We start from the raw sequence: 24,206 nt of genomic DNA, 5'->3' as shown, positions 1-24,206 counted from the left end.
ACCTGGAAGAAGAATTATACCTGGGTACTTGTAGCCAATGCTATATATATCTTGATCTTTTGTCTCATCATGAAATTATACTCTTAAATTATGCAATTATTTGATTGGGTTATACTCATAGTTACTTTATTGTTCATTGTAATTTACGGTGCTTGGAAAACCAAAGGAAGTAAAAATGTTGAAGATTTTATTCTGGGTAGTAATGAAACGCCTTGGCATATTGTGGGACTTTCTGTTATGGCCACACAAGCCAGTGCAATTACGTTTCTCTCTACACCAGGGCAAGCCTATCATGACGGAATGGGATTTGTACAATTCTACTTTGGATTGCCTATTGCCATGGTGGTAATCTGCGTCACTTTCATTCCTTTATACCACAAATATAAAGTATATACTGCTTATGAATATCTGGAAAATAGATTTGATTTAAAGACCCGTTCACTTGCAGCAATCCTTTTCTTGTTCCAAAGAGGTTTAGGAACCGGATTGACCATTTATGCACCAGCCATCATTTTGTCGGCTATATTGGGTTGGAATCTTACCTACATGAATATTATTATTGGTGTTTTAGTCATCATTTATACCTTTTCGGGCGGAACAAAAGCAGTGAATGTAACTCAAAAACAGCAAATGTTTGTGATTATGTCCGGAATGCTAATCACCTTTTTTCTGATATTGCATTATTTACCTAATGATATGACATTTACCAGTGCATTGCATATTGCTGGTGCAAATGACAAAATGGACATTGTCAATTTTTCTTTTGATCTGGAAGAAAAATATACTTTTTGGAGCGGAATCACAGGAGGGTTTTTCCTTGCATTGGCTTATTTTGGAACCGATCAATCTCAGGTAGGACGCTATTTATCAGGAAAATCAGTTCGCGAAAGTCAAATGGGACTGATTATGAATGGTCTTTTAAAAGTACCGATGCAGTTCTTTATTTTACTGACCGGAGTTATGGTTTTTGTTTTTTTTCAATTCAATCCTGTTCCGTTAAATTTTAATCCAAACAACAAAGCCATGATTGAAAAATCGGCTTACAAAGGCGAATACAATGCTTTGGAGAAAAAATTAGATGATCTATCCGAAGATAAAAAAGTAATTAATCTGCTGTACATCGATCAGCTCAATCAAGATTATGACAATCCAATCCTTCGAAAAGAATTAGTGGCTTTGTCCAATAAAGAAAAAGATTTAAGAGATCGTGCTAAAGAAATAATCTTAAAAGCCGATAGTAACAGTGAAACCAACGATAAAGATTATGTGTTTTTTCACTTTATCCTTAATTATTTACCTAAAGGACTTATTGGTTTATTGTTAGCCGTAATCATTTCAGCAGCAATGTCATCTACCGCTTCGGGACTGAATGCACTGGCATCTACAACCGCAATTGATATTTACAAACGCAATCTGAAAGAAGAAAAATCAGAAAAACATTACCTCAATGCAACGAAATTCTTTACATTACTTTGGGGAGTTATTGCAATACTATTTGCTTGTATCGGAACGCTATTTGAAAATTTAATTCAATTGGTAAATATCATTGGATCCATCTTTTACGGTACTGTATTGGGAATTTTTCTGGTTGGGTTTTATATACACAAAGTACAATCCAAAGCTATTTTTTATAGCGCCGTAGTAAGTCAGATTACCATTTTTATCATTTACTATTACGCCATTTATATTTTTCCAAGCGGAGAAGAAAAACTGGGCTATTTATGGCTTAATTTCATAGGAGCCATGTTAACGATTGTTATTTCGTTGCTGTTGCAATGGACCATTTTCAGGAAACAGAAAGCTATTACAGCCTAAATAAAATTAAGATTCATCTTTTATTTTAAAACTAAATGATTGTGTTTTAGTTTCTAAAATTTATAGACCGAAGATTCGCAGATTATAATACCATTTGTCAATATTTTTTAGTCCAATATTTTTTGTCAAATCGAGCGCAGTCGAAATCTGTAATGGTTCGCGACTGCACTCGATGTGACAATATCACTAATAAATATTGTAGCATTTTTAAAAGCAAAATGGTATTATGTTCTACATTTAAAATCATAATTTCTTATTTTTCAAACAAAAAAATCCCGTCTCGATAATTACCGAGACGGGGGTTTTTGTAAAACAGTTGGAATAATTAGTTCTTACTCCACTCTGCGATACTTTCTTTATTCATTTTTACGTAGTCTTGGTTTTTAGCAATTTCAGCTGCTGCAAGAGATAATTTTGCAGTTTCGATCGCTCCTTTTTTATCTCCAAGTTTTGCCTGAATCAATGACTTCAGTCTGTTGTACCAAAACGGTTTGTCTTTAGTCATATCCAACGCTTTGTTTACATAAACCAATGCTTTTGCATTGTCACCGTTCGATTGAAATAAAAATTGAGCTGCAGAAAAATAATCTCCAGCAGTTGGTCCTGCTAATGCTTTCTCAATATTAGCAGTTGCTTTTTGTTGTGTAGGGACTTCAAATTTTATAGCTGCATACGAATTCTCCCAGTACATTTCTAAAAATGCAAAGTTATTGTCTAAACCACTAACTCCAATAGTAAATGTTTCTACACTTCTATTTAACGTTTCCGTTTTAACAGTAGCTCTAAGTGCTACATTTTCTTCTTTCCACTCTTCTGGATTACCCCAGTTATCAGTAGTTTTATAAAATATTATTTCCCAGCTTTCTATTTTCGGAATCGTATACAACGAATATTTTCCTTTTTTCAACGTTTTACCATCAATAACAACATCGTCGCTAAAAGATACTGTTGTATTTTCATTAGCTCCAGTTCTCCATACTTTTCCAAAAGGAATCAAATTACCAAAAACAGCTCTTCCTCTGGCACTTGGTCTTGAATAATTAATCTCTACATCTGTCAAACCTACTGCTTGCATAAGTGTAGATTTCGGACTTGATTGAGGTGTTTTTACTTGTGCCTCAATGGTGAAATTTGCTATAATAATGGCAAATACAATAATTATTTTTTTCATGTTATAAATTTTTATGTTTTCCAAATTTACAAATTCAGTGGCTCTCAAATGTTAATTATTCCTTAATTTAGAATCAATATTCTTAACGGCATCAAAACCCAATTCGTTAAAATGATTAATCACAACATCTGCTTCCGATAAATCTTGTGCTTCAGAATGAATACTGTTGTACCCCACACACAAAATTCCGGCAGCTTTCGCCGCTTTTATTCCATTCGTGCTGTCTTCAATGACGATACAGCTTTCTTTTGGTGCAATTGATAAACTTGCTGCATGTTCAAAAATAGCAGGGTGTGGTTTCGATTTAGGGAAATCTTCCCCGCTTACTACATGCGTAAAATAGTCATGCAACTTAAACCTGCTAAACACACGTTCAATAGTAACTTTTGAAGCCGAAGAAGCCAGAATCAATTGCATCCCGTTTTCGTGTAATTCTTTAATCAGATTTTCCACACCTTCCAATAATTCCAAATCTGCTTTACTATCAAAAGCATCATTAAAAATATTGCGTTTTCTTTGAATTAAATCTTCTACTTCCTGTTCTATTACGAAAATTTCTTTCAATTTCTGAAATATATTCCGAGTAGAATTTCCTGTAAATGAAGTATACATTTCTTCTGTAACAGCTATATTTAACTCATCAAATTGTTTGAAATAAGCATAACGGTGAACGGGTTCTGTATCGACAATTACACCATCCATGTCAAAAATTACGGTTTGTATCATTTGTAATTATAAATTATTAATTATGAGTTCTAATTTCTGAAACGGAGACTGAACACTGAACACTATTTCTTAAGTAAATAGCGAATCACGGTTTCTGCAGCATACAAACCAAATAATCCTGGCATATAACTGTTTGTCCCGTAAAATGATTTTTTAAAATTGGATCCGTCGGTCATTTTTAAACTCGTTTCGTCTTGAATTTCAGAAGAGAACACCACTTTCAGTTTATCAATTTTTACTTCTTTCAATCGTCTTCGGATGGTTTTAGCAAAGAAGCAATTCACGGTATTGGTAATATCCGTCACTTTCACTTTAGAAGCTTCCATTTTTCCGCCAGCACCCATACTGCTTATGATTTTTACTCTTTTTCGCTTTGCGCCAATAATCAAATTCAACTTTGGAGTCACACTGTCGATGCAATCCAAAACATAATCAAATTCCTCCGAAACAATTTCGAAAGCACGCTCCGGCGAAAGAAATTCTTGCACACGAGTCAATTTCAATTCTGGATTGATATCCATCAATCGATCCCCAACAATAGTAACTTTGGGTTGTCCCACGGTAGAATGTAAAGCGGGTAATTGTCGGTTTATGTTTGTAATATCAACTACATCGCCATCAACAATAGTCATGGTACCCACTCCTGCTCTTGCCAAAAATTCGGCAGCGAAAGAACCAACACCCCCAAGTCCTACGACCAAAACATTTGCATTTTTCAAATTATCTAAACCTTCTTTTTTGAATAAAAGTTCGGCTCTTTCTGTCCACTCTGCCATAATAAAAGTTTATTTGTTAATTTGGTTATCTGTTTATTTGATTAAAAACAGTATTAAAATTATTATTCACCAGTTCCTGTATTTCTTTGACTGAAACTCCTTTGTATTTTGCTGCCAATTCATAAACAACCCCAATTCCTTCTTCAACAGTATCTGTTTCCAGAAAAAATCGATTATTGGGAACGCTTTTAAAAACAGCTTCTAGTTCCTTATTTAGCAATAAATATTTTCCAAACGAAATATAAAATCCATTGTCCATTAATTGTTTGGCAACTTGCATATTTTTTGAAAACCCATGCATCAACATTGGAACTGAAATATTCAATTTTTTCTTAATCGCAATCAGTTCCTGAAAAGCCGCAACGCAATGTATCACAACTGTTTTTTGATATTGCTGTGCCAAAAGCAATTGCTTTTCGAAAACCATTTGTTGCAATTCCATTGGAATATCGATACGTTTATCCAATCCGCATTCGCCAACAGCGAGACAATTTGCCTCTTGTAATTTACTTTCGATTATCGTCAAGTCAGCTTCTATGCGCTCTGCAACAATAAACCACGGATGAATCCCGATGGAATAATACGGAATTGTGGCATCAAATTCCTGTGGATATTGATTCACTAGTTCCAACACATTAGGTTGATTGGTATATTTATGCGTATGCAGATTAAAGAATTCCATTAGTCGTGAAACTTTTTAACCCCAGCTTTTATCTCGATATTCAAATCATTTTCCAAAGGGACTTTTGGACAGGAATATTTAGGGTTATAAGCGCAATACGGATTGTATGATGTATTAAAATCAATGACAATCGTATCTCCTTTTGGGATTCTTAAATCGATATATTTACCGCCAATGTAACTTTCGGTACCTGAAGTCAAATCTGAAAACGGTAAAAATAAATAGTCTTTATATTCTTCTTTTTTTGAAAGCTCAATATTTTTATACGCATTCAGTTTAAAATCCCGACCATCAATTGTAAAAGAAAGTTCACCATATTTTACATACAATGGTTTCCTGTCCGTTGATGTTTTCATTTCAAAAGGCCGCTCATTTTCTGTTCTGACAAATGTTGCTGTCACAAAAAACTTTTCGTCAATAGGATAAAAATCAAGTGTTTTAAATTCTGCTAAATCTTCTGTAGTCAAAGGACTTGTCTTTGCATCCGCATATTCTGTGTTTAATTCCTTTTGAAATTTGGCTACAGCCGAAACGTCAAATTTATTTTGGCCAAAGCCAAAATTCAATTGTATTAAAAGCAACAAAATGAATAGCGTTCTCATGTTCTTATTTTTATGCAAAAATAGTTTAAAAGTTACTAGGACACAAAGACGCATCGGTACAAAGTTTTCTACCTTTGCAAAATTATAATTTTAGATATGCTCAAAACTGCTTTTCAACGCTACATAAATAATTTCAGAGGATTTACAAGAGAAGTTTGGATTCTTACTCTGATTACATTTATCAACCGTGCCGGCACGATGGTTTTACCTTTCTTATCCAAATATTTAAAAGAAGATTTGAGTTTTTCCTATGCTCAAGTAGGATGGATTATGGTTGCTTTTGGTTTTGGTTCTATGTTAGGATCTTGGCTTGGCGGGAAATTATCCGATAAAATAGGTTTTTACAGAATCATGGTTTTCAGTTTATTCACCAGCGGAATATTACTGTTTTTAGTACAATACATACGCACTTTTTGGGGATTGTGTTTTGCAATGTTCTTCATAATGACCGTTGCTGATATGTTTCGTCCAGCTATGTTTGTATCTCTGGGAACGTATGCAAAACCTGAAAATCGCACCAGAGCATTGACTTTAGTTCGATTAGCGGTGAATTTAGGATTTACTGCAGGGCCGGCTTTGGGAGGTTTGATAATCATGAATTTAGGCTACAGCGGATTATTTTGGGTAGATGGAAGCTCTTGCATAGTATCTATTTTGATTTTTACATTATTAGTAAAAGAACGCAAAAAACCAGCCGATTTAGACACAGCGAATAGTGAAACCGAAATACCAGCTTCAGTTTTTAAAGATAAAATATTCTGGATTTTTCTCTTTATCTGTTTTATAACAGCAATGCTTTTCTTTCAACTTTTCACCACTTTGCCGTTGTATCACAATGAAAAATTTGGTCTGACTGAATTTCAAAGCGGACTTTTATTATCCTTAAATGGACTCTTGATTTTCTTTCTGGAAATGCCAATTGTGAGCATCAGCCAAAGGAAAAATATCGATAAACTCAAAATTATTCTTTGGGGTTCACTGCTAATGTCAATTAGTTTCTACGTTTTAATGCTCAATATGTGGGCTGGAATATTAATTGTCAGTATTCTTTTTATCACTTTTGGAGAAATGTTTATCTTCCCTTTTTCCAATTCTTTCGCTTTAAGCCGAGCGCCAAAAGGGCATGAAGGTCGCTACATGGCTTTGTTTACGATGAGTTTCAGCTTGGCACATATTGCAAGTTCCAAAACCGGACTGGAAATCATTGCTGCATTTGGCTACCAAACCAATTGGTTTGTCATGGGAAGTTTAGGAGTTCTTTCGGTAGGCGGTTGTATTTGGCTGCAAAAATTAATTAAACTGGAAAACAAATAAGTAAGTCGAAAGTTTTAAAGTCAAAAGTCTTATTGTGGTAAAAAAATCACTATAAAATACAAATAACACCTTTGTTTCCAATAAGATACTTTAAATTAATATTGTTTTTTTGTAGATTTTAAAATACAACATTAAATTACATGTAATACTAAGTTCCCTTTATTCTTGTTTGATTTTGATGTTTTTGTGCTAAAATAAATTTGATTTCAGCACTAAACCTGTTTTTTTAGTTAATTAACTATATTTTTAGTTGCATAACTAAAAATATAGTTGTAGGTTTGATTCAAATAAAAAAATCATGCAAAAACTGACCAATAAAGAAGAAGAAATCATGCACATTTTATGGAAGCTCAAAAAAGCATTCGTAAAAGAAGTTATGGCAGAAATAACAGAAGAGCAACCCCATTATAACACACTTTCTACTATTGTGCGTAATCTGGAAGAAAAAGGCTTTGTATCGCACAATGCTTTTGGAAACACACACCAATACTATCCTATCGTGAGTTTAGAAGAATATAGAAAACGCTTCATGAACACGGCTATCGATAATTATTTTAACAGTTCCTATAAAAATATGGTCTCACATTTTGCCAAAGAAGAGAAAATTTCTGCAGCCGAATTACGGGAGATTTTGGCAATGATTGAAACTCAAAAAGAAGAAAAATAATCCTTCTTAAAAAAACAACTCCAGAATAAAATCAAAAATCGTTATGGAAGCACTATACATTTACCTCATTAAATCCAGTGGATTAATCGCACTGTTTTATTTGGCTTATTATTTTATGTTGCGAAAAGAAACCTTTTTCACGAGTAATCGTTGGTTTCTTTTATTTGGTTTATTCACTTCTGTTGTTTTGCCGTTAGTTGTTTATACCAAAATAATAATGGTAGAATCAAGCTCTAAGAATATTGATTGGTCAAGAATTCCAATAACAAATAGTATCGAAAATGAACCTTTTGAAATCAATTGGTATTTAATATCTGGAATTGTTTACGCAATTGGAATAATTTTATTTCTGGGAAAATTTGCTTTCGATTTTTATAGTTTAAATACCGTTTTGAAAGGAAAAACGATTCAAAATCAAGCTGATTTTAAATTTATTGATACTACTGAAAACATTGCTCCATTTTCCTATTTTAATACTATAGTTTACAATTCGTCCTTATACAGCAACTCCGAATTAGAAAATATTTTGGAACACGAAAAAGTGCATAGCGATCAAAATCACACTGTTGACGTATTAATTTCAAGACTGTTTTGTATTCTTTTTTGGTTCAATCCGTTAGTTTGGTTGTACAAAAAAGCCATCTTACAAAACTTAGAATTCATTGCTGACAGTGAAGCTACAAAAAAAATATCCGACAAAAAAGCGTATCAGTTCACGCTTTTAAAAATAACAACACAGGAGAATTGTGTTGCCATTACCAATCATTTTTATCAATCATTAATCAAAAAACGAATCGTTATGTTAAACAAAAATCAATCAAAAAAATGGAATTCCTGGAAGTATGCCTTGGTACTTCCCGTATTAGTTGCTTTTATGTTTTTATTTCAAATTGAGGTAATTGCTCAGGAAAAAGTAAAAGAAGAAACCAACAAAGTGCAATCAAAACATCCGGTTACTGCTGCTATTGAAATACAACAAGAAAAAGACAGTATCAAAAAAATTAAAGCTCTAATAGTTAATAATAGTAAAAATGAGGGTATTGATCCAAATACAGAAATTTTTATTGATGGAAAAAAAGTGAGTAAAGAAGAATTAGATAGAACCAATCCGGATGACATAACTACAATGAATGTCACTAAGGATAATAACAAATCTATAATAAGAATTGCAACAAAAGGTAAAACCGCAGAAAGTAAAAGTATATTTAATTCTGATGTACAAACAGTGGATTTGGAATTAGAAAATGTGGATTCTAATAGTTTAAATATTCTTCAAAAACCAAAAAGCACCTATACGGTTACAAAGGTAACGACAGAAAAAAATGGCATTCCTGGAGATGCAGAATATTTTATTGACGGAACAAAAGTAAGTCCGCTAGAGGCAGAAAGCATGAATCCAAATCATATAAGCTCAGTAAATGTACAAAAAGATGGTACTTCAACTAAGAATTCAATCCGTATTATTACTAAAAGCTATTTAGATGGTAAAGAAATGAAACCAGAGCCACCAACTCCACCTATTGCTCCAAATTTTAAATTTAAAGCCCCTAAAGCACCCCTTTTTCCCAAAGCGCCAAAAGCACCAAAAGGTGACCCAATTAAAGGAGATAAAAAAGCTTGGAAAGAGTTTGAAAAGAAAATGGAAGACTACGAGGCTAAAATGAAAAAACTGGAGCCTCAAATGGAAGCTTTCGATAAACAAATGGAAGAATTTGAAAAGAAAATGAAGCCATTCAATAAAGAAATGGCTGCTTTTGAGAAAAAAATGAAAGTGTACGAACAACAAATGGAAGAATATCATTCTAACTTAGAACGCAAAAGAAAAAAATAATATCATCATAAAACCAAAAAAGACGGTCCCCAAACAAGACCGTCTTTTTTTATATCTTTGTCAAAAACAAAACGATATGTATAAAATTCTGGCACAAATCAACAAAGTCATTTTACCTAGTTTCACCAAACAACGATTGGATTTGGCAAAAGCCAAGAAATGGCAAATGGCAATTATTGGTTTTAGATATTACGTAACCACACGTGCATTAGATTAATATGTAATTGCGGCAAAAATTTCATTTTCTTTGATTTTTGCTCTTCCATTCAAGAAAGCTAATTCCATCAGGAAATTGCATTGCACGATTTCGCCACCCAATCTTTCCACCAATTCACAAACCGCTTTTGCCGTTCCTCCGGTTGCTAAAACATCATCATGGATCAGAATTCGGTCTCCTTTTTGAATCGCATCGGTATGAATTTCTAATGTATCCGTTCCATATTCCAAATCATACGTTGCCGAAATCGTTTCGTAAGGCAACTTGCTAGGTTTTCGAACCGGAATAAAACCCACATTTAATTCCTGAGCAATCAACATTCCAAAGAAAAACCCTCGACTCTCCACTCCTATTACCTTGTCTATTTTTTTATCTGCAAGGGATGAAACCAATATATTCAAGCATTTTTTCCTTGCTTCGGGATCAATTAGCAAGGGAGTAATGTCTTTAAACAAAATTCCTTCTTTGGGAAATCCCTGAATATCACGTATATAATTCTTAAGTGGCATGTTTTTTTATTTTTTTATAAATTTAGACTTGCAAATTACACAATTATACCTATATTTGCACCCGCAATAAGGCGCTTTAATAAGCTCTTAAAAAGCAAAAAAATGGCCTTGTGGCGCAACTGAATAGCGCACTTGATTACGGCTCAAGAGGTTACTGGTTTGAATCCAGTCAAGGTCACAAAATAAAAACGGTAAACGACTATAAAATAAGCGTTTACCGTTTTTTTATTAAATAAAATCCCCACATGTTCCCCACAATATAAATAAAACTATGTTATTTCTAATCTTAAGTATTATTTGCAGTGTAACCGTGGGCGTGATATTTAAAGTCGCCCGTAAATATACCATCAGCCACACACAAATAGTTACTTGGAATTATGTGTTTGCATGCACACTTTGCTACCTGTCATACAGCCCAGATTTAAATACCGTTGAAACTAAAGCGCCATGGTGGCTTTATATAACTATTGGTATTTTATTACCTTCTATATTCCTTTTTTTGGCGGCATCCATTAAACACATGGGAATTGTAAAAACCGATGCTGCCCAACGACTCTCATTATTTATACCTATTCTTGCGGCCTGGCTACTATTCAAAGAACAATTCAGTATGCTGAAAATTTCGGCTTTCGTATTGGCAATCCCGGCATTGTTGCTTATTCTCACAAAAAACAGCGAAAACACTAAAAATAAATGGGGTTATCCAGCAGTAGTTTTGATAGGCTTTGGAGTGATAGACATTCTCTTCAAACAAATTGCCACTTATACCAGTCTGCCATATACCACTTCATTATTTGTCATCTTAGGAATAGCAATGAGTATAATGATTACTGTGGTTGCTTATGAAGTGATTTTTAAAAAAGCAACATTAAATATCCATAACATTCTTTTTGGCGGTTTAGTCGGTATTTTCAACTTTGGAAATATTCTTTTTTACCTTAAAGCACATAAGGAATTTTCAAAAAACCCTTCTACCGTTTTTGCTGGCATGAATATGGGAGTGATTATTATAGGCAGTCTTGTGGGTATTTTAATTTTTAAAGAAAAACTGAGTAAAATGAATCTTCTAGGGCTGTTTTTAGCTTTAATAGCAATTGTTTTAATCGTGCTCTCACAGCACTAAAATAAGATTTACAAACCTTACTACTAAACTGTAATCACAGTCATTAAATCTTTTTTAAACAGTAGAAAAACCAATACATCTCTTGAGTCTAATAAGATAATTTTGGGCCTACTACCTCTTTTTGAAGACTGACTAAACAGCACAAAAAAACCGTCAAGTTGTTTAACGAGACGGTTTTTATATAAATGGATTTATTTTCTAAATTTCTATACTATTCAACTTACTGTTTTTACGGCTAAAGCTAAAATAGACTACCAATCCAATTAAAAGCCAAATCCCAAAATAAATCCAGTTCCAAACACTTAGTTCTGCCATCAAATACAAACAACAAATTAGGCCTAGAAGAGGAATTAAAGACAAATTTTCTTTGAAAGACCAAACTGACAATCCAACTAGAGTAAGAAGAAAAATCCACATCGGGATTTTATGCTTAAACAAGTCAAAGCCGCTCTCGTATTTAACAGAATCCGCAATTGGCAAACCTGCAATTACTGAAGCATATTTTGCATCATCTTGTTGGTATTGACTCAATAAATGTTCTAAATCCGGTGTTTCAGTCGTACTGTTTTTAGCATCAATAGTTACTAAATAACCGTATACTTTTTGAGTTTCTTCTTTATTCAATGAAGTAATAATATCCGCTGAATTATTGATTTGGGTTTCATTGGTAATAAAATCCATAGTCGCTTTTTTGTTATAGCCAAAAGCAAACACAAGCCCAATAATCATTAAAACTGGAAAGATGAATTTGGAATTAACATAAGGGGTTTTAAATTTACCTCGAGGAATATCTTTTTTATTTTGTAATACCAGAACTCCCGCACAAACCAATACAAAAGCAAATAGCGTTCCTATACTACACAAATCTGTAACCAATGTTAAGTTCAAAAACAAAGCCGGAACCGCTACTACAAAACCAGTAACAATTGTCGCATAAGAAGGAGTTTTATATTTTGGATGTACTTTTGAGAAACGTTTTGGCAACAAACCGTCACGACTCATACTCATCCAGATACGTGGTTGCCCCATTTGGAAAACCAATAAAACACTTGCCATAGCCACAACCGCACTAACCGCAATAATTCCTGACATCCATTTCAGGTCTAATTTTTCAAATACAAAAGCTAATGGATCGCCTACATTCAATAGGTCATAACTCACCATTCCTGTTAATACCAATGCTATAGCAATATATAAAATGGTACATATAATAATAGCCCACATCATCCCTCTTGGCAAATCACGTTGTGGGTCTTTACACTCTTCGGCTGTTGTTGAAATAGCATCAAACCCAATATAGGCAAAAAACACTGCAGAAACTCCTTTTAAAACTCCTGTAACTCCGTTAGGCGCAAAAGGATCCCAATTAGCAGTATCTACGTAGAAAACACCAACAGCAATAACCAAAAGAACGATACATAATTTTACCACAACCATGATATTACTCGCATTTCGGGATTCTTTCATTCCACGGTAAATCAATGCTGTAATTAAAACGATAATTAATAATGCAGGAAGATCAGCTACAAAATGAAACGAACCAATAACTGGTGAAGTCGTCCAAGCCGTATAAGCATCTTGCAAAGCAGGACTCAAGTTCGCAAATTCTTTTCCACCTTGCATCAATGCAGTAGCGTCATCGAATCCTCTGGAGGCGGATAAAAAATCCATTTGAACCCATTTTGGCAAATGAAGGCCACCACTTTCAAGTAAACTTGTAAAATAATCACTCCACGATATGGCGACCGTTATATTACCAACTGAGTATTCCATAATCAATGCCCAACCAATAATCCAGGCTATAATTTCACCAAAAGCAACATAGGAATACGTGTAAGCACTTCCTGAAACGGGAACCATCGAGGCAAATTCAGCATAAGCAAAAGCAGCAAAACTACACGCTATAGCAGTAAACAAGAAAAGAAAGATAACTGCAGGACCTCCATCAGCACTCGCTTTTCCAATGGTACTAAAAATACCTGCTCCTACAATTGCCGCAATACCAAAGGCTGTCAAATCACGAGCTGTCAGGTGCTTACCTAAAGCATTATGTCCATCGGCATCCCTTTTTTCAACCTGTTTTAAAATATCTTGTACTGTTTTCTTTCTGAATAAACCCTTTAATGCCATATTGCAAATTTTATCATTAAAAATTAATATACTGTAAATTATATGCTCTTATCTTAAAAATAATGCAGATTATCTTGAAAAATCAAAAGTATAAAACAAATTGAACTAATAAAGTTTCTCGAGCTTTTTTTTTATATTATTTTTCAAAAAAGACAAAATGATTTTTATTGTCAATATAAAAAGTCAAATCGAATACAATTAAACCAATAAAAGAAAAATCATTTAAATAGACAGAGAATCACTATTCCTTTTAGAATTCATTTCAAGCTGAAAATTATTTTACACAACTTCTTAGAATAGTAATCGGATGCAAGGCCTTTCTACTGGTTCCGTCAAAAATTTGGTGACGACAACTGGTTCCTGCAGCAGCAATGGCTACATTAGGATCTGTAGCTCTAATTTTAGGAAACAACGTATCTTCACCCATTTGCATGCTGATCTCATAATGTTCTTTTTCATATCCAAAAGAACCTGCCATGCCGCAACATCCTGAATTATAAATGGTAACCAAACTGTTTTTGGGCACATTCAACATCGCAAAAGTCGCTTCAATAGAACTTAAAGACTTTTGGTGGCAATGTCCGTGAATTTTTATTGTTTTCTCCTCATCAGAAAATTGCTCCGAATGAATTTTACCCGAAGTAATCTCATTTTTAAAAAACTCTTCAATGGTAAATACATTTTTGGCTAATTTTTCGGCACTTTCTTTATCGTCTGCCAATCGAATGTATTCGTCTCTAAATGTCAATATCGCTGATGGTTCGATTCCTATCAACGGACAATCAGCAGTAATATAATCCGAAAAAACGGCAACATTTATATTCGCAATTGCTTTTGCTTCTTCGAGAAAACCTTTAGAAATAAAAGCTCTTCCACTTTCTTCGTGATCCACCAGAATCACTTCATAGCCTAATGTTGTCAATAACTCATAGGCGTCGATTCCAACCGAAACATCATAGTAATTAGTAAATTCATCACAAAACAAACATACTTTTCCGTTTACAAAAGAATCACTTGGTGCCTGATTCCAATTTTTTTCGTACCATTTTCTAAACGTCTTTGGAGCCAAAAGCGGCACTTCTCTTTTTGGAGCAATTCCCATGCTTTTCTTGACTAAGGACAAATTCACCATGAAATTAGTAAATCTTGGAGTAATGCTTCCCAGTCCATTCAGTTTCGCATTGAACGCAAAAAATTTATTTCGCCAAGAAAATCCATTTGCTTTTTGATATTGGTACAAAAACTCTGATTTTAAAGCCGCTACATCCACATTACTGGGACATTCGCTGGCACATGCTTTACAACTTACACACAAGTCAAATACCTTATATAATTCTTCATGATCGAATTTATTGTCTTTCTCTGAATGCGTCAAATATTCTCTAAGCGCATTGGCCCTGGCACGAGTCGTATCTTTTTCATTTCGGGTAGCGCGATAACTGGGACACAAAGTTCCGCCAGCCGAAGGTAATTTTCTGCAATCGCCGGAACCATTGCATTTCTCTGCGGCGCGCAAAATCCCCATACTATCCGAAAAATCCTGAATTGTTTGTATATCCGGTTCTGCTCTGCCCGCTTCCACCCGAAGGTTTTCGTCCATTTTGAAAGCATTTACAATTTTTCCCACATTCAAAATGGTGTTGGGATCAAAAGCATGTTTAATTCTTTTCAACAATTCATAATTCTGGTTTCCTATCATAAAAGGCAAAAACTCACCACGAACAATTCCGTCTCCATGCTCCCCGCTCAATGAACCTCTATATTTTTTTACCAAAATAGCCACTTCGGTAGCAATGTTTCTAAATTGATGTACTCCTTCTTTTGTTTTCAAATTTAAAACCGGTCGCAAGTGAATTTCTCCAGCTCCGGCATGTGCATAATAAATGGCGCTCTGCCCATGACGTTCCATCATGGCGGAGAACTCGGCAATATAATTGGGTAAATCACTCAACTCAACAGCGGTATCTTCAATAGAATCCGCAGCTTTATTATCGCCTACAATACTTCCTAAAAGCCCGAGACCTGCTTTTCGCAACTCATTTATTTTATCAATATCAGCTCCATAAATTTTTGGCAAAGCATACCCGAAATTATTTCTTTTCAAATCTGCAATCAAATCATCAGCTTGCCTTTCGGCATCTTCTATACTGTTATGCGACGCTACTTCGAGCATGATAACCGCTTTTGGCTCCCCTTGAATAAAAAATCTGTTTTTAGCTTGTTCCCTGTTGGTTTTGGTACAATCTAATATCGTGTCATCCATCATCTCACAGGTATACAAATGATGTTTCATCGCTGTAACTACGGCTTCTAAACTTTCCTGAATGGTATGAAAATGGGCCACTACCATAACATTATACGTAGGTGGTACATGATCCGCTTTGAGCGTAATCTCGGTGGTAAAGGCCAGCGTTCCTTCGCTTCCGCAAAGGAGTTTCCCTAGATTTATAGTATTTTCTGTTCCTCCAAAAAGTTCAGATTTTAATAATAAATCGATCGCGTATCCGGTATTTCGTCTGTGAATTTCAGGTTTTGGAAATTCCTTTATAATCTCTTTTTGGTTTTCTGTATTCGAAAGTTCCTCATAAATAGTCTTATAAATGGAGCTTTCGAGCGTGTTTCCTTTTGTTTTTTCAATGAATTCAGCCGAAGTTATTTCTTTAAATACTGCCGAAGTTCCATCACTCAAAACCGCTTTAATAGCTACTATTTTATCTCGGGTCACACCATAACGAATCGACGTAGTTCCCGATGAATTATTTCCTACCATTCCTCCCATCATACATCGATTTGAGGTTGAAGTATTGGGACCAAAAAACAATCCGTGTTCTTTTAAATATAAATTCAGTTCATCCCGAATCACTCCTGGCTGTACTGTAACAGTTTTTTTTATGGGATCAAAAGCAACAATCTTTGTGAAATGTTTCGAAACATCGACAATAATTCCATTACCTACTGTTTGACCTGCTAAGGAAGTTCCGGCAGTTCTGGGCGTAATTGAAATCTTATTTTTTGCTGCAAAGCGAATAATTTTTACAATATCTTCCTCTGATTTTGGAATAGCTACAGCAAGAGGTATAATTCTATACGCAGAAGCATCCGTGGCATACAATGTTTTATGGAGATCATCATATAAAAGTGTTCCTTCTAATGATTGGGATAATTGCTGTAATTGAGGCGTGATTGACATTTAGTGGAGTAAATTGCTATTATTTTCACAAATATAAATATATACCCTATTATAAGTTGAAAAATCAAATAAGAAAAATTTAAAATATTTAAAATCCTTTTATTATTTGTCAGAAAGGGCATTCAAACGGATTTAGAAAAAATTGGCAAAGAAATTGCACTAATGAAATAAGTCAAATTTTATCAGGATTTTAACTGGTAAATTTCTCTAAAAAAACTATTTTTGAATACTTTATAAACACAACAATAATGAAGAATTACAAGTATATAGGATTTCTTATTATGTTTCTTTTACTTTCGTTTTCGAATGTAAAAGCGCAAATCATGGCCACAAATCCAAAAAATGAATTTAGAGCCGTTTGGATAGCTACCGTGGTAAACATTGACTGGCCAAAAACCAGTACCGATAATGTTGCAAAACAAAAAGCAGATTATATTGAGATTTTAGATGCGTATAAAAAACTAAATTATAATGCAGTAATTGTTCAAATTAGAAGCGTTGGTGATGCTTTTTATCCAACAAAATTAGCGCCTTGGTCCCGTTTCTTGACTGGAAAAGAAGGACAGGCTCCAAAACCTTATTTTGACACATTAGCATGGATGATCGCTGAGACGCATGCACGTGGATTTGAATTTCATGCCTGGTTAAATCCATATCGTGCTACAATGGATTACAATACCTCGCTTTTAAGTCCGGAACATGACTATTTTAAGTATCCGGAATGGATGATCAAATATGGTGGAAAATATTATTACAATCCGGCATTACCCGAAGTTCAAAAACACTTATTGACCGTTGTCGAAGAAGTTGTCCAAAATTATGACATTGATGCTATTCATTTTGATGACTATTTTTATCCGTACAGAATAAAAGGAGAAGTATTTAACGATACTGATTCTTTTAAAAAATATGGAAACGGAATGAGTTTAGAGGATTGGAGACGTTCGAATGTAAATACTTTTGTAAAAGATGTCTCGGTTTCGATTAAAAATATAAAACCGTGGGTACAATTTGGTATCAGCCCGTTTGGAGTTTGGAGAAATAAATCAGTGGATCCAAAAGGTTCAGAAACAGAAGCGGGACAAACTAATTACGATGATTTATTCGCTGATCCATTGGCTTGGATGGAAAACAAATGGATTGATTACCTTGTTCCGCAATTGTACTGGAGTATGGATCATCCTAAAGCTTCCTATTCTAAATTATTGCGTTGGTGGTCTGAAAATTCAACTAATACCGCAATCTACATAGGAAACGGAACTTATAAAATCAACACCGACTCTGATAAAAGATGGAATAATCCAAATGAAATCCCAAATCAAATAGACATTACAAGATCCTACAAAAACATTCAGGGAAATGCTTTTTTTAGTGCCAAATCATTCTTGAACAAAAATCAAAGTGTGACTAAATTACTAACAGAAAACCAATACAAATATCCGGCACTTCCTACTGTAGTACCCAGTTCCGTAAAAAAAATGGCTATTGTACCCTCAGCAAATAACATTTTGATAGATCCAATTTCATCAAGATTTAATGTCACCTATCCTTTGTATAGTAAAGTGCGTTACGTTATGGTTTATGGAGCTAAATTTAATTCAAAAATTGATGTCAACGATCCAAGCCAAATTATTGATAAAATAGCATTTAAAGATAATATTGATACTGTTGAAGTTGTTATACCAACTTATAAATTAGACAAAAATACAACCTGCGCCATTACATTCATTGATTTTTATGGTAATGAAAGTGAAGCAACCTTAGTGAACTTTACGCTATAAAATTTAATCGAATATAATACGCTAAAAATGAAAATAGACAATAGACCTTGGTATTGGATTCCAGTTTTAAACTTTGCTTCCGGCTTACCGTATGCCATCATAATTTCGGTATCGGTAATTATGTATAAAAATCTCGGAATCAACAACGAAGATATTGGAATTTATACCAGCTTACTGTATTTACCATGGGTAATTAAACCGTTGTGGAGTCCGTTTATTGATCTCTATTCCACTAAGAGAAAGTGGTTTTTAAGCATGCAATTGCTAATTTCTGTTGCTTTTTTGATTGTGGGTTTAACGATTCCTTTGAGTAATTTTTTCGTTATCAGTTTAGCCGTTTTTTGGGTTGCTGCATTTGCTTCGGCATCTAATGATGTGGCCAGTGATGGATTCTATATGTTGGCTTTAGAGAAAGAGCAACAATCCTTTTTCCTTGGAATTCGAAGTACTTTTTATAGACTTTCCATGCTTACCGGAAACGGATTAATCGTGGTTATTGCCGGCTATCTGGAACACGAATATGGCGATAAACAAAAAGCATGGTCGTACACGATGGTTGTTGTCGGGTTTATTATGGCTGTAATTACCATTTACAATTATTTTTCAACTCCAAAAATTGAAACAAAAATAGTAGAAACAAAAACGGATTCGGTACCAAGTAAAAGTTTCGGAGCCGTTTTCGCTACTTTTTTTCAAAAGAAACAAATTGGTTTGATTTTGGCTTTCATTCTATTATTCAGATTAGGTGAATCCCAATTATTAAAAATGCTTACTCCTTTTTTAATAGATCCGATATCAGCTGGCGGAATGGGTTTAACCACACAGGATGTTGGAGTTATTTACGGAACATTTGGAGTAAGCGCACTTGTTATTGGTGGTGTTTTGGGCGGTATCGTGATTTCTAGAGATGGATTAGGAAAGTGGATGCTACCTATGATTTTAATAATGCATTTACCTATCATTGGATTTGTTTTATTGGCAAATTTTCACCCTGTTTCTGCTTTCAATTTACATGTAGAAATGTTCCATTATACTTTTGATTATGTTTTAAATCCTTATATAACTTCAGTAGTAATTATTGAGCAATTTGGTTACGGATTTGGTTTTGCGGCTTTCATGATGTATTTGATTTATGTGGCCGATGGAGAATCAAAAACGTCCCACTACTCCATTGCAACCGGATTTATGGCTTTAGGAATGATGCTTCCGGGAATGTTGAGCGGTTATATTCAGGAATATCTGGGGTATGGAAATTTCTTCATTTGGGTGTTTTTGGCAACCATACCAGGATTAATTTTATCACGATTTTTGATTTTTCCTGCCGATTTCGGAAAGAAATCAGATATCTAATTTTACCATTTAAAGTTGTTTCAAAATGACATTAGAACAAAAAATAGGACAATTTTTCTTTCCTGCAGTTTTCATCAATGATACCGAAGAAAACATTCAGGCAACCGAACGATTAATTAAAGAGTACAATATAGGCGGATTGACCTTTTTTCATAGTCGAGCCAGTGCCGCAACCAATTATGAAACCAAGAAAAAAATAGTCCTGAATGATGATAGTTTTAAACGTCTAAAAGAACTCATCGTCAGGTATCAAAACTGTGCTACGACTCCTTTATTAATGAGTATTGATGCCGAATGGGGATTAGCCATGCGCGTCGAAAAAACACCTCAATATCCGTATGCGATTACCCTTGGCGCTTTACCGAATAGTGAAAAACATTTGGTTTACGAAGTTGGGAAGCAAATAGGTTTAGACTTAAAATCCGTTGGAATTCATTATAATTTAGCGCCGTTGGCAGACGTCAATAACAACCCGAATAATCCTGTAATTGGGTATCGTTCTTTTGGTCAAAACAAAGAAAAAGTAGCTGATTTTGCTCTTGAATATCTCAGAGGAATGAATGATGTCGGTATTTTAGGCTGCCTCAAACATTTTCCCGGACACGGAAATACCAATGTCGATTCGCACTTAGGATTACCCGTTTTAGAAGAAACACTGGAAGAATTATTAGCCCATGAATTAGTTCCTTTTATAAAAGGAATCGAGAATAATGTCGATTCGATTATGATTGGTCATTTAGCCGTTCCCGCTTTAAATGAAGGAAAAGATACTTCGGCGACATTATCAAAATCGGTTATCGAAACTCTTTTGCGAAAGCAATTGGGATATGATGGTTTAGTGATTTCGGATGCGTTGAATATGCACAGCGTTTCTAAATTATATGATAAAAAAGGACAACTGGAATGGGAAGCTTTCAATGCCGGAAATGATGTTTTATGCTTTGCCGAAAATGTTCCCGACGGAATCCAGGAAATCTTAAAAAAAGCAACATCCAAACGGATTGAAGCCAGTTTTCAACGCATCTGGAAATGTAAAGAAAAAGCAGGAATTGTGGATGGAAAACTAAGGTTGCCAAACCTTTTAGGGAATGACTTTGATTTTGAAACTACTTCGAAATTAAATCTAAAAATTGCTCAAAACTGCATTACAAAAATAAAAGACAATCACAATACCGTAACCGTTTTTGATGCTAAAAACAGAGAAGATCTTGCTAAAATCAGCATCTATAAAAGTACCGATAATGTATTTTTCAAAAATCTATCTGCTGCTTTGCCTTCCCCTGAATTTAGTTATGAAACTGGAGGTGATTCCGTTCTAAGTGAATTAGAAAAAAAACTGAATAAATTTGACACTTTAGTCATTTCTTTATTTGTTCCAAAGGCAAAACCTTTAAATAATTTTGATATTGAAGAATCCGTACTTCAATTTTTAGGTACCTTATTTACGACCAAAAAATGTGTGTTGTATGTTTTTGGGAATCCGTATGCCCTACAAGTTATCCCACATCTAGAACATGCTTTAGGAATTGTAGAAATGTATCAAGATTTTACAGAATTTCAAGAAACCGCTGCTGAGCAATTTTTAGAAAACTCAAAATGCAAAGGAACTCTACCCGTGGAGGTTAACTTCTTGTAATTAATAACTTAAATCTTTAAAAAACCACATCATAGCAATTTTCTATTTATAAATAAATATTTATAATCAAATACTATTTTAATTGAGCTATTGTATAGACTACTTTTGCACTATCAAAAAATAACTAAAAAAGTAAATAAAATGTCATTAGTAGGTAAAAAATTTCCAAGTATTGCAGTAGACGCTATTTCTGAAATGGGTGATAATTTAAAAATCAATATTTTCGAAGAAGCAACAAAAAACAACAAAAAAGTACTTTTGTTTTGGTACCCTAAAGATTTCACATTCGTTTGCCCAACTGAATTACATGCTTTTCAAGCAGCTCTACCAGAATTCGGAAAAAGAAATACAATTGTTATAGGTGCTTCTTGTGATACAAATGAAGTGCATTTTGCATGGTTAAATACTCCAAAAAATAATGGTGGAATCGAAGGAGTTACGTATCCAATTCTTGCTGATACTAACAGAAACTTATCTAACATTTTAGGAATCCTTGATATTGAAGAAACTGGTTATAGTGAAGAAACAGATTCTATCATTATTGAAGGTTCAAATGTTACTTACAGAGCTACGTACCTTATCGATGAAACTGGAAAAATTTTCCACGAAAGTGTAAACGATATGCCATTAGGTCGTAATGTAAATGAATATTTACGTATGGTTGATGCTTACACGCACATTCAAGAAAAAGGTGAAGTTTGTCCAGCCAACTGGGAAGCTGGAAAAGAAGCAATGAGCGCTGATAGAAAAAGTACTGCAGAATACTTGAGTTTAAACTAAATAAAGTTACAGAAGTTGAAACGTACAAAGTAGCAAAGTTATTTTGCTGCTTTGCTTTTTGACTTTCCAAAACTCTAAAACTTTAAACCTTTGCCACTTTGTACCTTTAAAAAATAAAAATATGTTAATCGAATTAACCGAAGATACGTTACAGGATTTAATTGCAAAAGACGAAAAAGTAGTCGTTCAATTTTCGGCATCATGGTGCGGAAATTGCCGGATTATGAAGCCAAAATTCAAAAAATTAGCTTCAGAAAACGAAACAATCACCTTTGCTTTTGTTGATGCTGAAAATTTTCCTGAATCAAGAAAATTAGCTAATGTGAGTAATTTGCCAACTTTTGCCACTTTTGTAAATGGCAAACTGGTAAACGAAACACAAACCAATAAACAAGAAGTGCTGATTGAATTAGTAAACGAAATAGTTTAATTAGATCACTAGACTAGCTTAGATTTTTAGACTTCTTAGTTTGATAGATTCCTCGAATCTCTTTATCTAAAATTTTAAAAAATTTAAGAAGTCTAAAAATCTAAAATGTCTAAAAATCTAAGAAGTCTAAATATGAAATTACCCGTAATTAAGCATTTAACGCAGTTTATAGAAGAAAATGATGAAGATTACATCATAGAGACAATCGAAGTTCTGGAAGCAATGACTGAAATTTCATCCTTGAAAGATGAAGAATTAGATGTTATTGGGGAATTAATTTCTAATATGTACGGAGCTTTAGAAGTTAATAAGCTGGTAAAAACCGGAACCGATAAAAAAGAAGCTTTAAACACTTTCATGAAACGTGTTTTGGGTTCTATCGATAAATAAAAAGATTTTTAATTCAATATTTCTAAAACGCACTCCGCAACGGGTGCGTTTTTTATTCAATAAACCAAAAACACTTTGGAATCTTATGGTTGATAATTTAAGCCAAAATGGTAAACTTATCGCGACATTTGAGGACAAATTCTTAAATAATTTTCATACTTTTGAACCTCATTAAAAAACATACACTATGGCTTCAATAACATTAGGAGGAAATCCAATAAACACTTCAGGGGAATTACCAAAAATAGGTGCAAAAATCGCTGATTTTAAATTAGTTAAAAGCGATCTTTCCATTGCTACATTAAGCGACTTTGCTGGGAAAAAATTAGTGTTGAATATTTTTCCAAGTATTGACACAGGAACTTGTGCAACGTCAGTTCGAAAATTTAACGAAAATGCCAGTACTTTAGAGAACACTACTGTTTTATGTATTTCAAGAGATTTACCATTTGCTCAAAAACGTTTTTGTGGTGCAGAAGGGCTTGAAAATGTAGTTAATTTATCTGATTTCTCAGAAGGAAGTTTTGGTAAAACAAATGGATTAGAAATTACTGACGGACCTTTGGCTGGATTACATTCAAGAGTTATTATTGTTGTTGATGAAAACGGAACAATTACTCATACGGAGCAAGTAGGTGAAATTGTAGATGAACCAAACTACGAAGCTGCATTAGCAGTACTTTAACAGCCTCGAATGGAATTTCAAAAAGATAATACTTTTTTTACCGGAAGATTAAAAAGCGTCACTTATGCATTTAAGGGTGCCGTAAAGTTAATTACAACAGAACACAGCATTATAGTACAATTTTCGATAGGAATATTGATGACTATTGCCGGGTTTTATTTTGGCATTTCTAAAACCGAATGGCTTTTTCAAACTTTAGCCATTGGTTTAATCATGAGTGTCGAAGGTTTAAATACAGCAATTGAAAAAATAGCTGATTTTATTCATCCTAATTATCATGAAAGAATTGGATTCATCAAAGATATTGCTGCAGGAGCAGTATTTTTTGCTGCTTTAACAGCAATAGCAATCGGTTTAATCATATATATCCCAATATTACTTTAGATAATAGTATAATCAAG

General features: G+C 33.9%; 22 protein-coding genes and 1 tRNA gene. 15 read left to right on the top strand and 8 right to left on the bottom strand.

Annotated elements, in window-relative coordinates:
* Positions 1-90 precede the first annotated feature (90 nt).
* Positions 91-1,815, top strand: a complete 1,725-nt coding sequence (locus E0I61_RS05835) for a sodium:solute symporter (protein ID WP_132070046.1) — start codon at positions 91-93, stop codon at positions 1,813-1,815.
* Between the two features lie 325 nt (positions 1,816-2,140).
* Here the strand turns inward: E0I61_RS05835 and E0I61_RS05830 are convergent, their stop codons facing one another.
* The 5 genes from E0I61_RS05830 to E0I61_RS05810 all read right to left on the bottom strand — a co-directional run bounded on the left by E0I61_RS05830 (position 2,141) and on the right by E0I61_RS05810 (position 5,772).
* Positions 2,141-2,986 (bottom strand): DUF2911 domain-containing protein, encoded by an 846-nt coding sequence (locus tag E0I61_RS05830; RefSeq protein WP_132070044.1) that lies wholly within the window; start codon positions 2,984-2,986, stop codon positions 2,141-2,143.
* Positions 2,987-3,037: 51 nt separating this feature from the next.
* On the bottom strand, positions 3,038-3,712 hold the full coding sequence (locus E0I61_RS05825; protein ID WP_132070042.1) for an HAD family hydrolase: 675 nt from the start codon (positions 3,710-3,712) through the stop codon (positions 3,038-3,040).
* 62 nt (positions 3,713-3,774) lie between these two features.
* On the bottom strand, positions 3,775-4,488 hold the full coding sequence (locus E0I61_RS05820) for a tRNA threonylcarbamoyladenosine dehydratase (RefSeq protein WP_131994264.1): 714 nt from the start codon (positions 4,486-4,488) through the stop codon (positions 3,775-3,777).
* A gap of 25 nt (positions 4,489-4,513) precedes the next feature.
* A complete protein-coding gene (locus E0I61_RS05815; RefSeq protein ID WP_132070040.1) occupies positions 4,514-5,170 on the bottom strand; it encodes a TatD family hydrolase in 657 nt (218 codons plus the stop codon).
* Complete coding sequence (locus E0I61_RS05810; RefSeq protein ID WP_132070038.1) at positions 5,170-5,772, bottom strand: DUF1684 domain-containing protein; 603 nt, start codon at positions 5,770-5,772, stop codon at positions 5,170-5,172. Before E0I61_RS05810 ends, E0I61_RS05815 begins: the two co-directional genes overlap by 1 nt.
* A gap of 96 nt (positions 5,773-5,868) precedes the next feature.
* On the opposite strand from E0I61_RS05810, the gene E0I61_RS05805 reads away from it, so the two are divergent.
* The 4 genes from E0I61_RS05805 (at position 5,869) to E0I61_RS05790 (ending at position 9,801) form a co-directional block, all read left to right on the top strand.
* Positions 5,869-7,086: an MDR family MFS transporter gene (locus tag E0I61_RS05805; protein WP_132070036.1), complete on the top strand. Its 1,218-nt coding sequence runs from the start codon at positions 5,869-5,871 to the stop codon at positions 7,084-7,086.
* 298 nt (positions 7,087-7,384) lie between these two features.
* The gene (locus E0I61_RS05800) at positions 7,385-7,753 is read left to right on the top strand and encodes a BlaI/MecI/CopY family transcriptional regulator (RefSeq protein ID WP_131994276.1); all 369 of its coding nucleotides are present in this window, start codon (positions 7,385-7,387) and stop codon (positions 7,751-7,753) included.
* Between the two features lie 43 nt (positions 7,754-7,796).
* A complete protein-coding gene (locus E0I61_RS05795) occupies positions 7,797-9,584 on the top strand; it encodes a M56 family metallopeptidase (RefSeq protein WP_132070034.1) in 1,788 nt (595 codons plus the stop codon).
* Positions 9,585-9,660: 76 nt separating this feature from the next.
* Positions 9,661-9,801 carry an SsrA-binding protein gene (locus E0I61_RS05790; RefSeq protein ID WP_091170625.1) on the top strand — a complete coding sequence of 47 codons (141 nt, stop codon included), beginning with the start codon at positions 9,661-9,663 and terminating at the stop codon, positions 9,799-9,801.
* Here the strand turns inward: E0I61_RS05790 and E0I61_RS05785 are convergent.
* The gene (locus E0I61_RS05785) at positions 9,798-10,310 is read right to left on the bottom strand and encodes an adenine phosphoribosyltransferase (RefSeq protein WP_132070032.1); all 513 of its coding nucleotides are present in this window, start codon (positions 10,308-10,310) and stop codon (positions 9,798-9,800) included. The genes E0I61_RS05790 and E0I61_RS05785 overlap by 4 nt on opposite strands.
* Before the next feature lie 104 nt (positions 10,311-10,414).
* On the opposite strand from E0I61_RS05785, the gene E0I61_RS05780 reads away from it, so the two are divergent.
* Both E0I61_RS05780 and E0I61_RS05775 read left to right on the top strand, forming a co-directional pair.
* Positions 10,415-10,488, top strand: a tRNA-Arg gene (locus E0I61_RS05780).
* A gap of 93 nt (positions 10,489-10,581) precedes the next feature.
* Entirely contained in the window at positions 10,582-11,433 is an 852-nt protein-coding gene (locus E0I61_RS05775; RefSeq protein ID WP_132070030.1) for an EamA family transporter, read from the top strand.
* 198 nt (positions 11,434-11,631) lie between these two features.
* Here the strand turns inward: E0I61_RS05775 and E0I61_RS05770 are convergent, their stop codons facing one another.
* Positions 11,632-13,563 (bottom strand): amino acid permease, encoded by a 1,932-nt coding sequence (locus tag E0I61_RS05770; protein ID WP_132070028.1) that lies wholly within the window; start codon positions 13,561-13,563, stop codon positions 11,632-11,634.
* A gap of 274 nt (positions 13,564-13,837) precedes the next feature.
* Entirely contained in the window at positions 13,838-16,753 is a 2,916-nt protein-coding gene (locus tag E0I61_RS05765; protein WP_132070026.1) for an FAD-binding and (Fe-S)-binding domain-containing protein, read from the bottom strand.
* 248 nt (positions 16,754-17,001) lie between these two features.
* On the opposite strand from E0I61_RS05765, the gene E0I61_RS05760 reads away from it, so the two are divergent.
* From E0I61_RS05760 to E0I61_RS05725, 8 genes are all read left to right on the top strand, one after another.
* A complete protein-coding gene (locus E0I61_RS05760; RefSeq protein ID WP_131996656.1) occupies positions 17,002-18,534 on the top strand; it encodes a glycoside hydrolase family 10 protein in 1,533 nt (510 codons plus the stop codon).
* A 27-nt stretch (positions 18,535-18,561) separates the two neighbouring features.
* A complete protein-coding gene (locus tag E0I61_RS05755; RefSeq protein ID WP_132070024.1) occupies positions 18,562-19,884 on the top strand; it encodes an MFS transporter in 1,323 nt (440 codons plus the stop codon).
* A 25-nt stretch (positions 19,885-19,909) separates the two neighbouring features.
* Positions 19,910-21,520 (top strand): glycoside hydrolase family 3 protein, encoded by a 1,611-nt coding sequence (locus E0I61_RS05750; RefSeq protein WP_132070022.1) that lies wholly within the window; start codon positions 19,910-19,912, stop codon positions 21,518-21,520.
* 141 nt (positions 21,521-21,661) lie between these two features.
* Positions 21,662-22,300 carry a peroxiredoxin gene (locus E0I61_RS05745; RefSeq protein WP_131996647.1) on the top strand — a complete coding sequence of 213 codons (639 nt, stop codon included), beginning with the start codon at positions 21,662-21,664 and terminating at the stop codon, positions 22,298-22,300.
* A gap of 121 nt (positions 22,301-22,421) precedes the next feature.
* Positions 22,422-22,730 carry a thioredoxin family protein gene (locus tag E0I61_RS05740; RefSeq protein ID WP_132070020.1) on the top strand — a complete coding sequence of 103 codons (309 nt, stop codon included), beginning with the start codon at positions 22,422-22,424 and terminating at the stop codon, positions 22,728-22,730.
* Between the two features lie 132 nt (positions 22,731-22,862).
* Complete coding sequence (locus E0I61_RS05735) at positions 22,863-23,120, top strand: DUF6952 family protein (protein WP_091172168.1); 258 nt, start codon at positions 22,863-22,865, stop codon at positions 23,118-23,120.
* 187 nt (positions 23,121-23,307) lie between these two features.
* Positions 23,308-23,805: a thiol peroxidase gene (tpx, locus tag E0I61_RS05730; RefSeq protein WP_131996644.1), complete on the top strand. Its 498-nt coding sequence runs from the start codon at positions 23,308-23,310 to the stop codon at positions 23,803-23,805.
* 9 nt (positions 23,806-23,814) lie between these two features.
* Complete coding sequence (locus E0I61_RS05725; protein ID WP_132070018.1) at positions 23,815-24,189, top strand: diacylglycerol kinase family protein; 375 nt, start codon at positions 23,815-23,817, stop codon at positions 24,187-24,189.
* Positions 24,190-24,206: the final 17 nt, after the last annotated feature.

Source organism: Flavobacterium ranwuense (genome assembly GCF_004349315.1).
Lineage (GTDB): Bacteria > Bacteroidota > Bacteroidia > Flavobacteriales > Flavobacteriaceae > Flavobacterium > Flavobacterium ranwuense.
The sequence above is the reverse complement of the archived record's forward strand: the minus strand, read 5'-3'. Positions and strand labels throughout refer to the sequence as shown.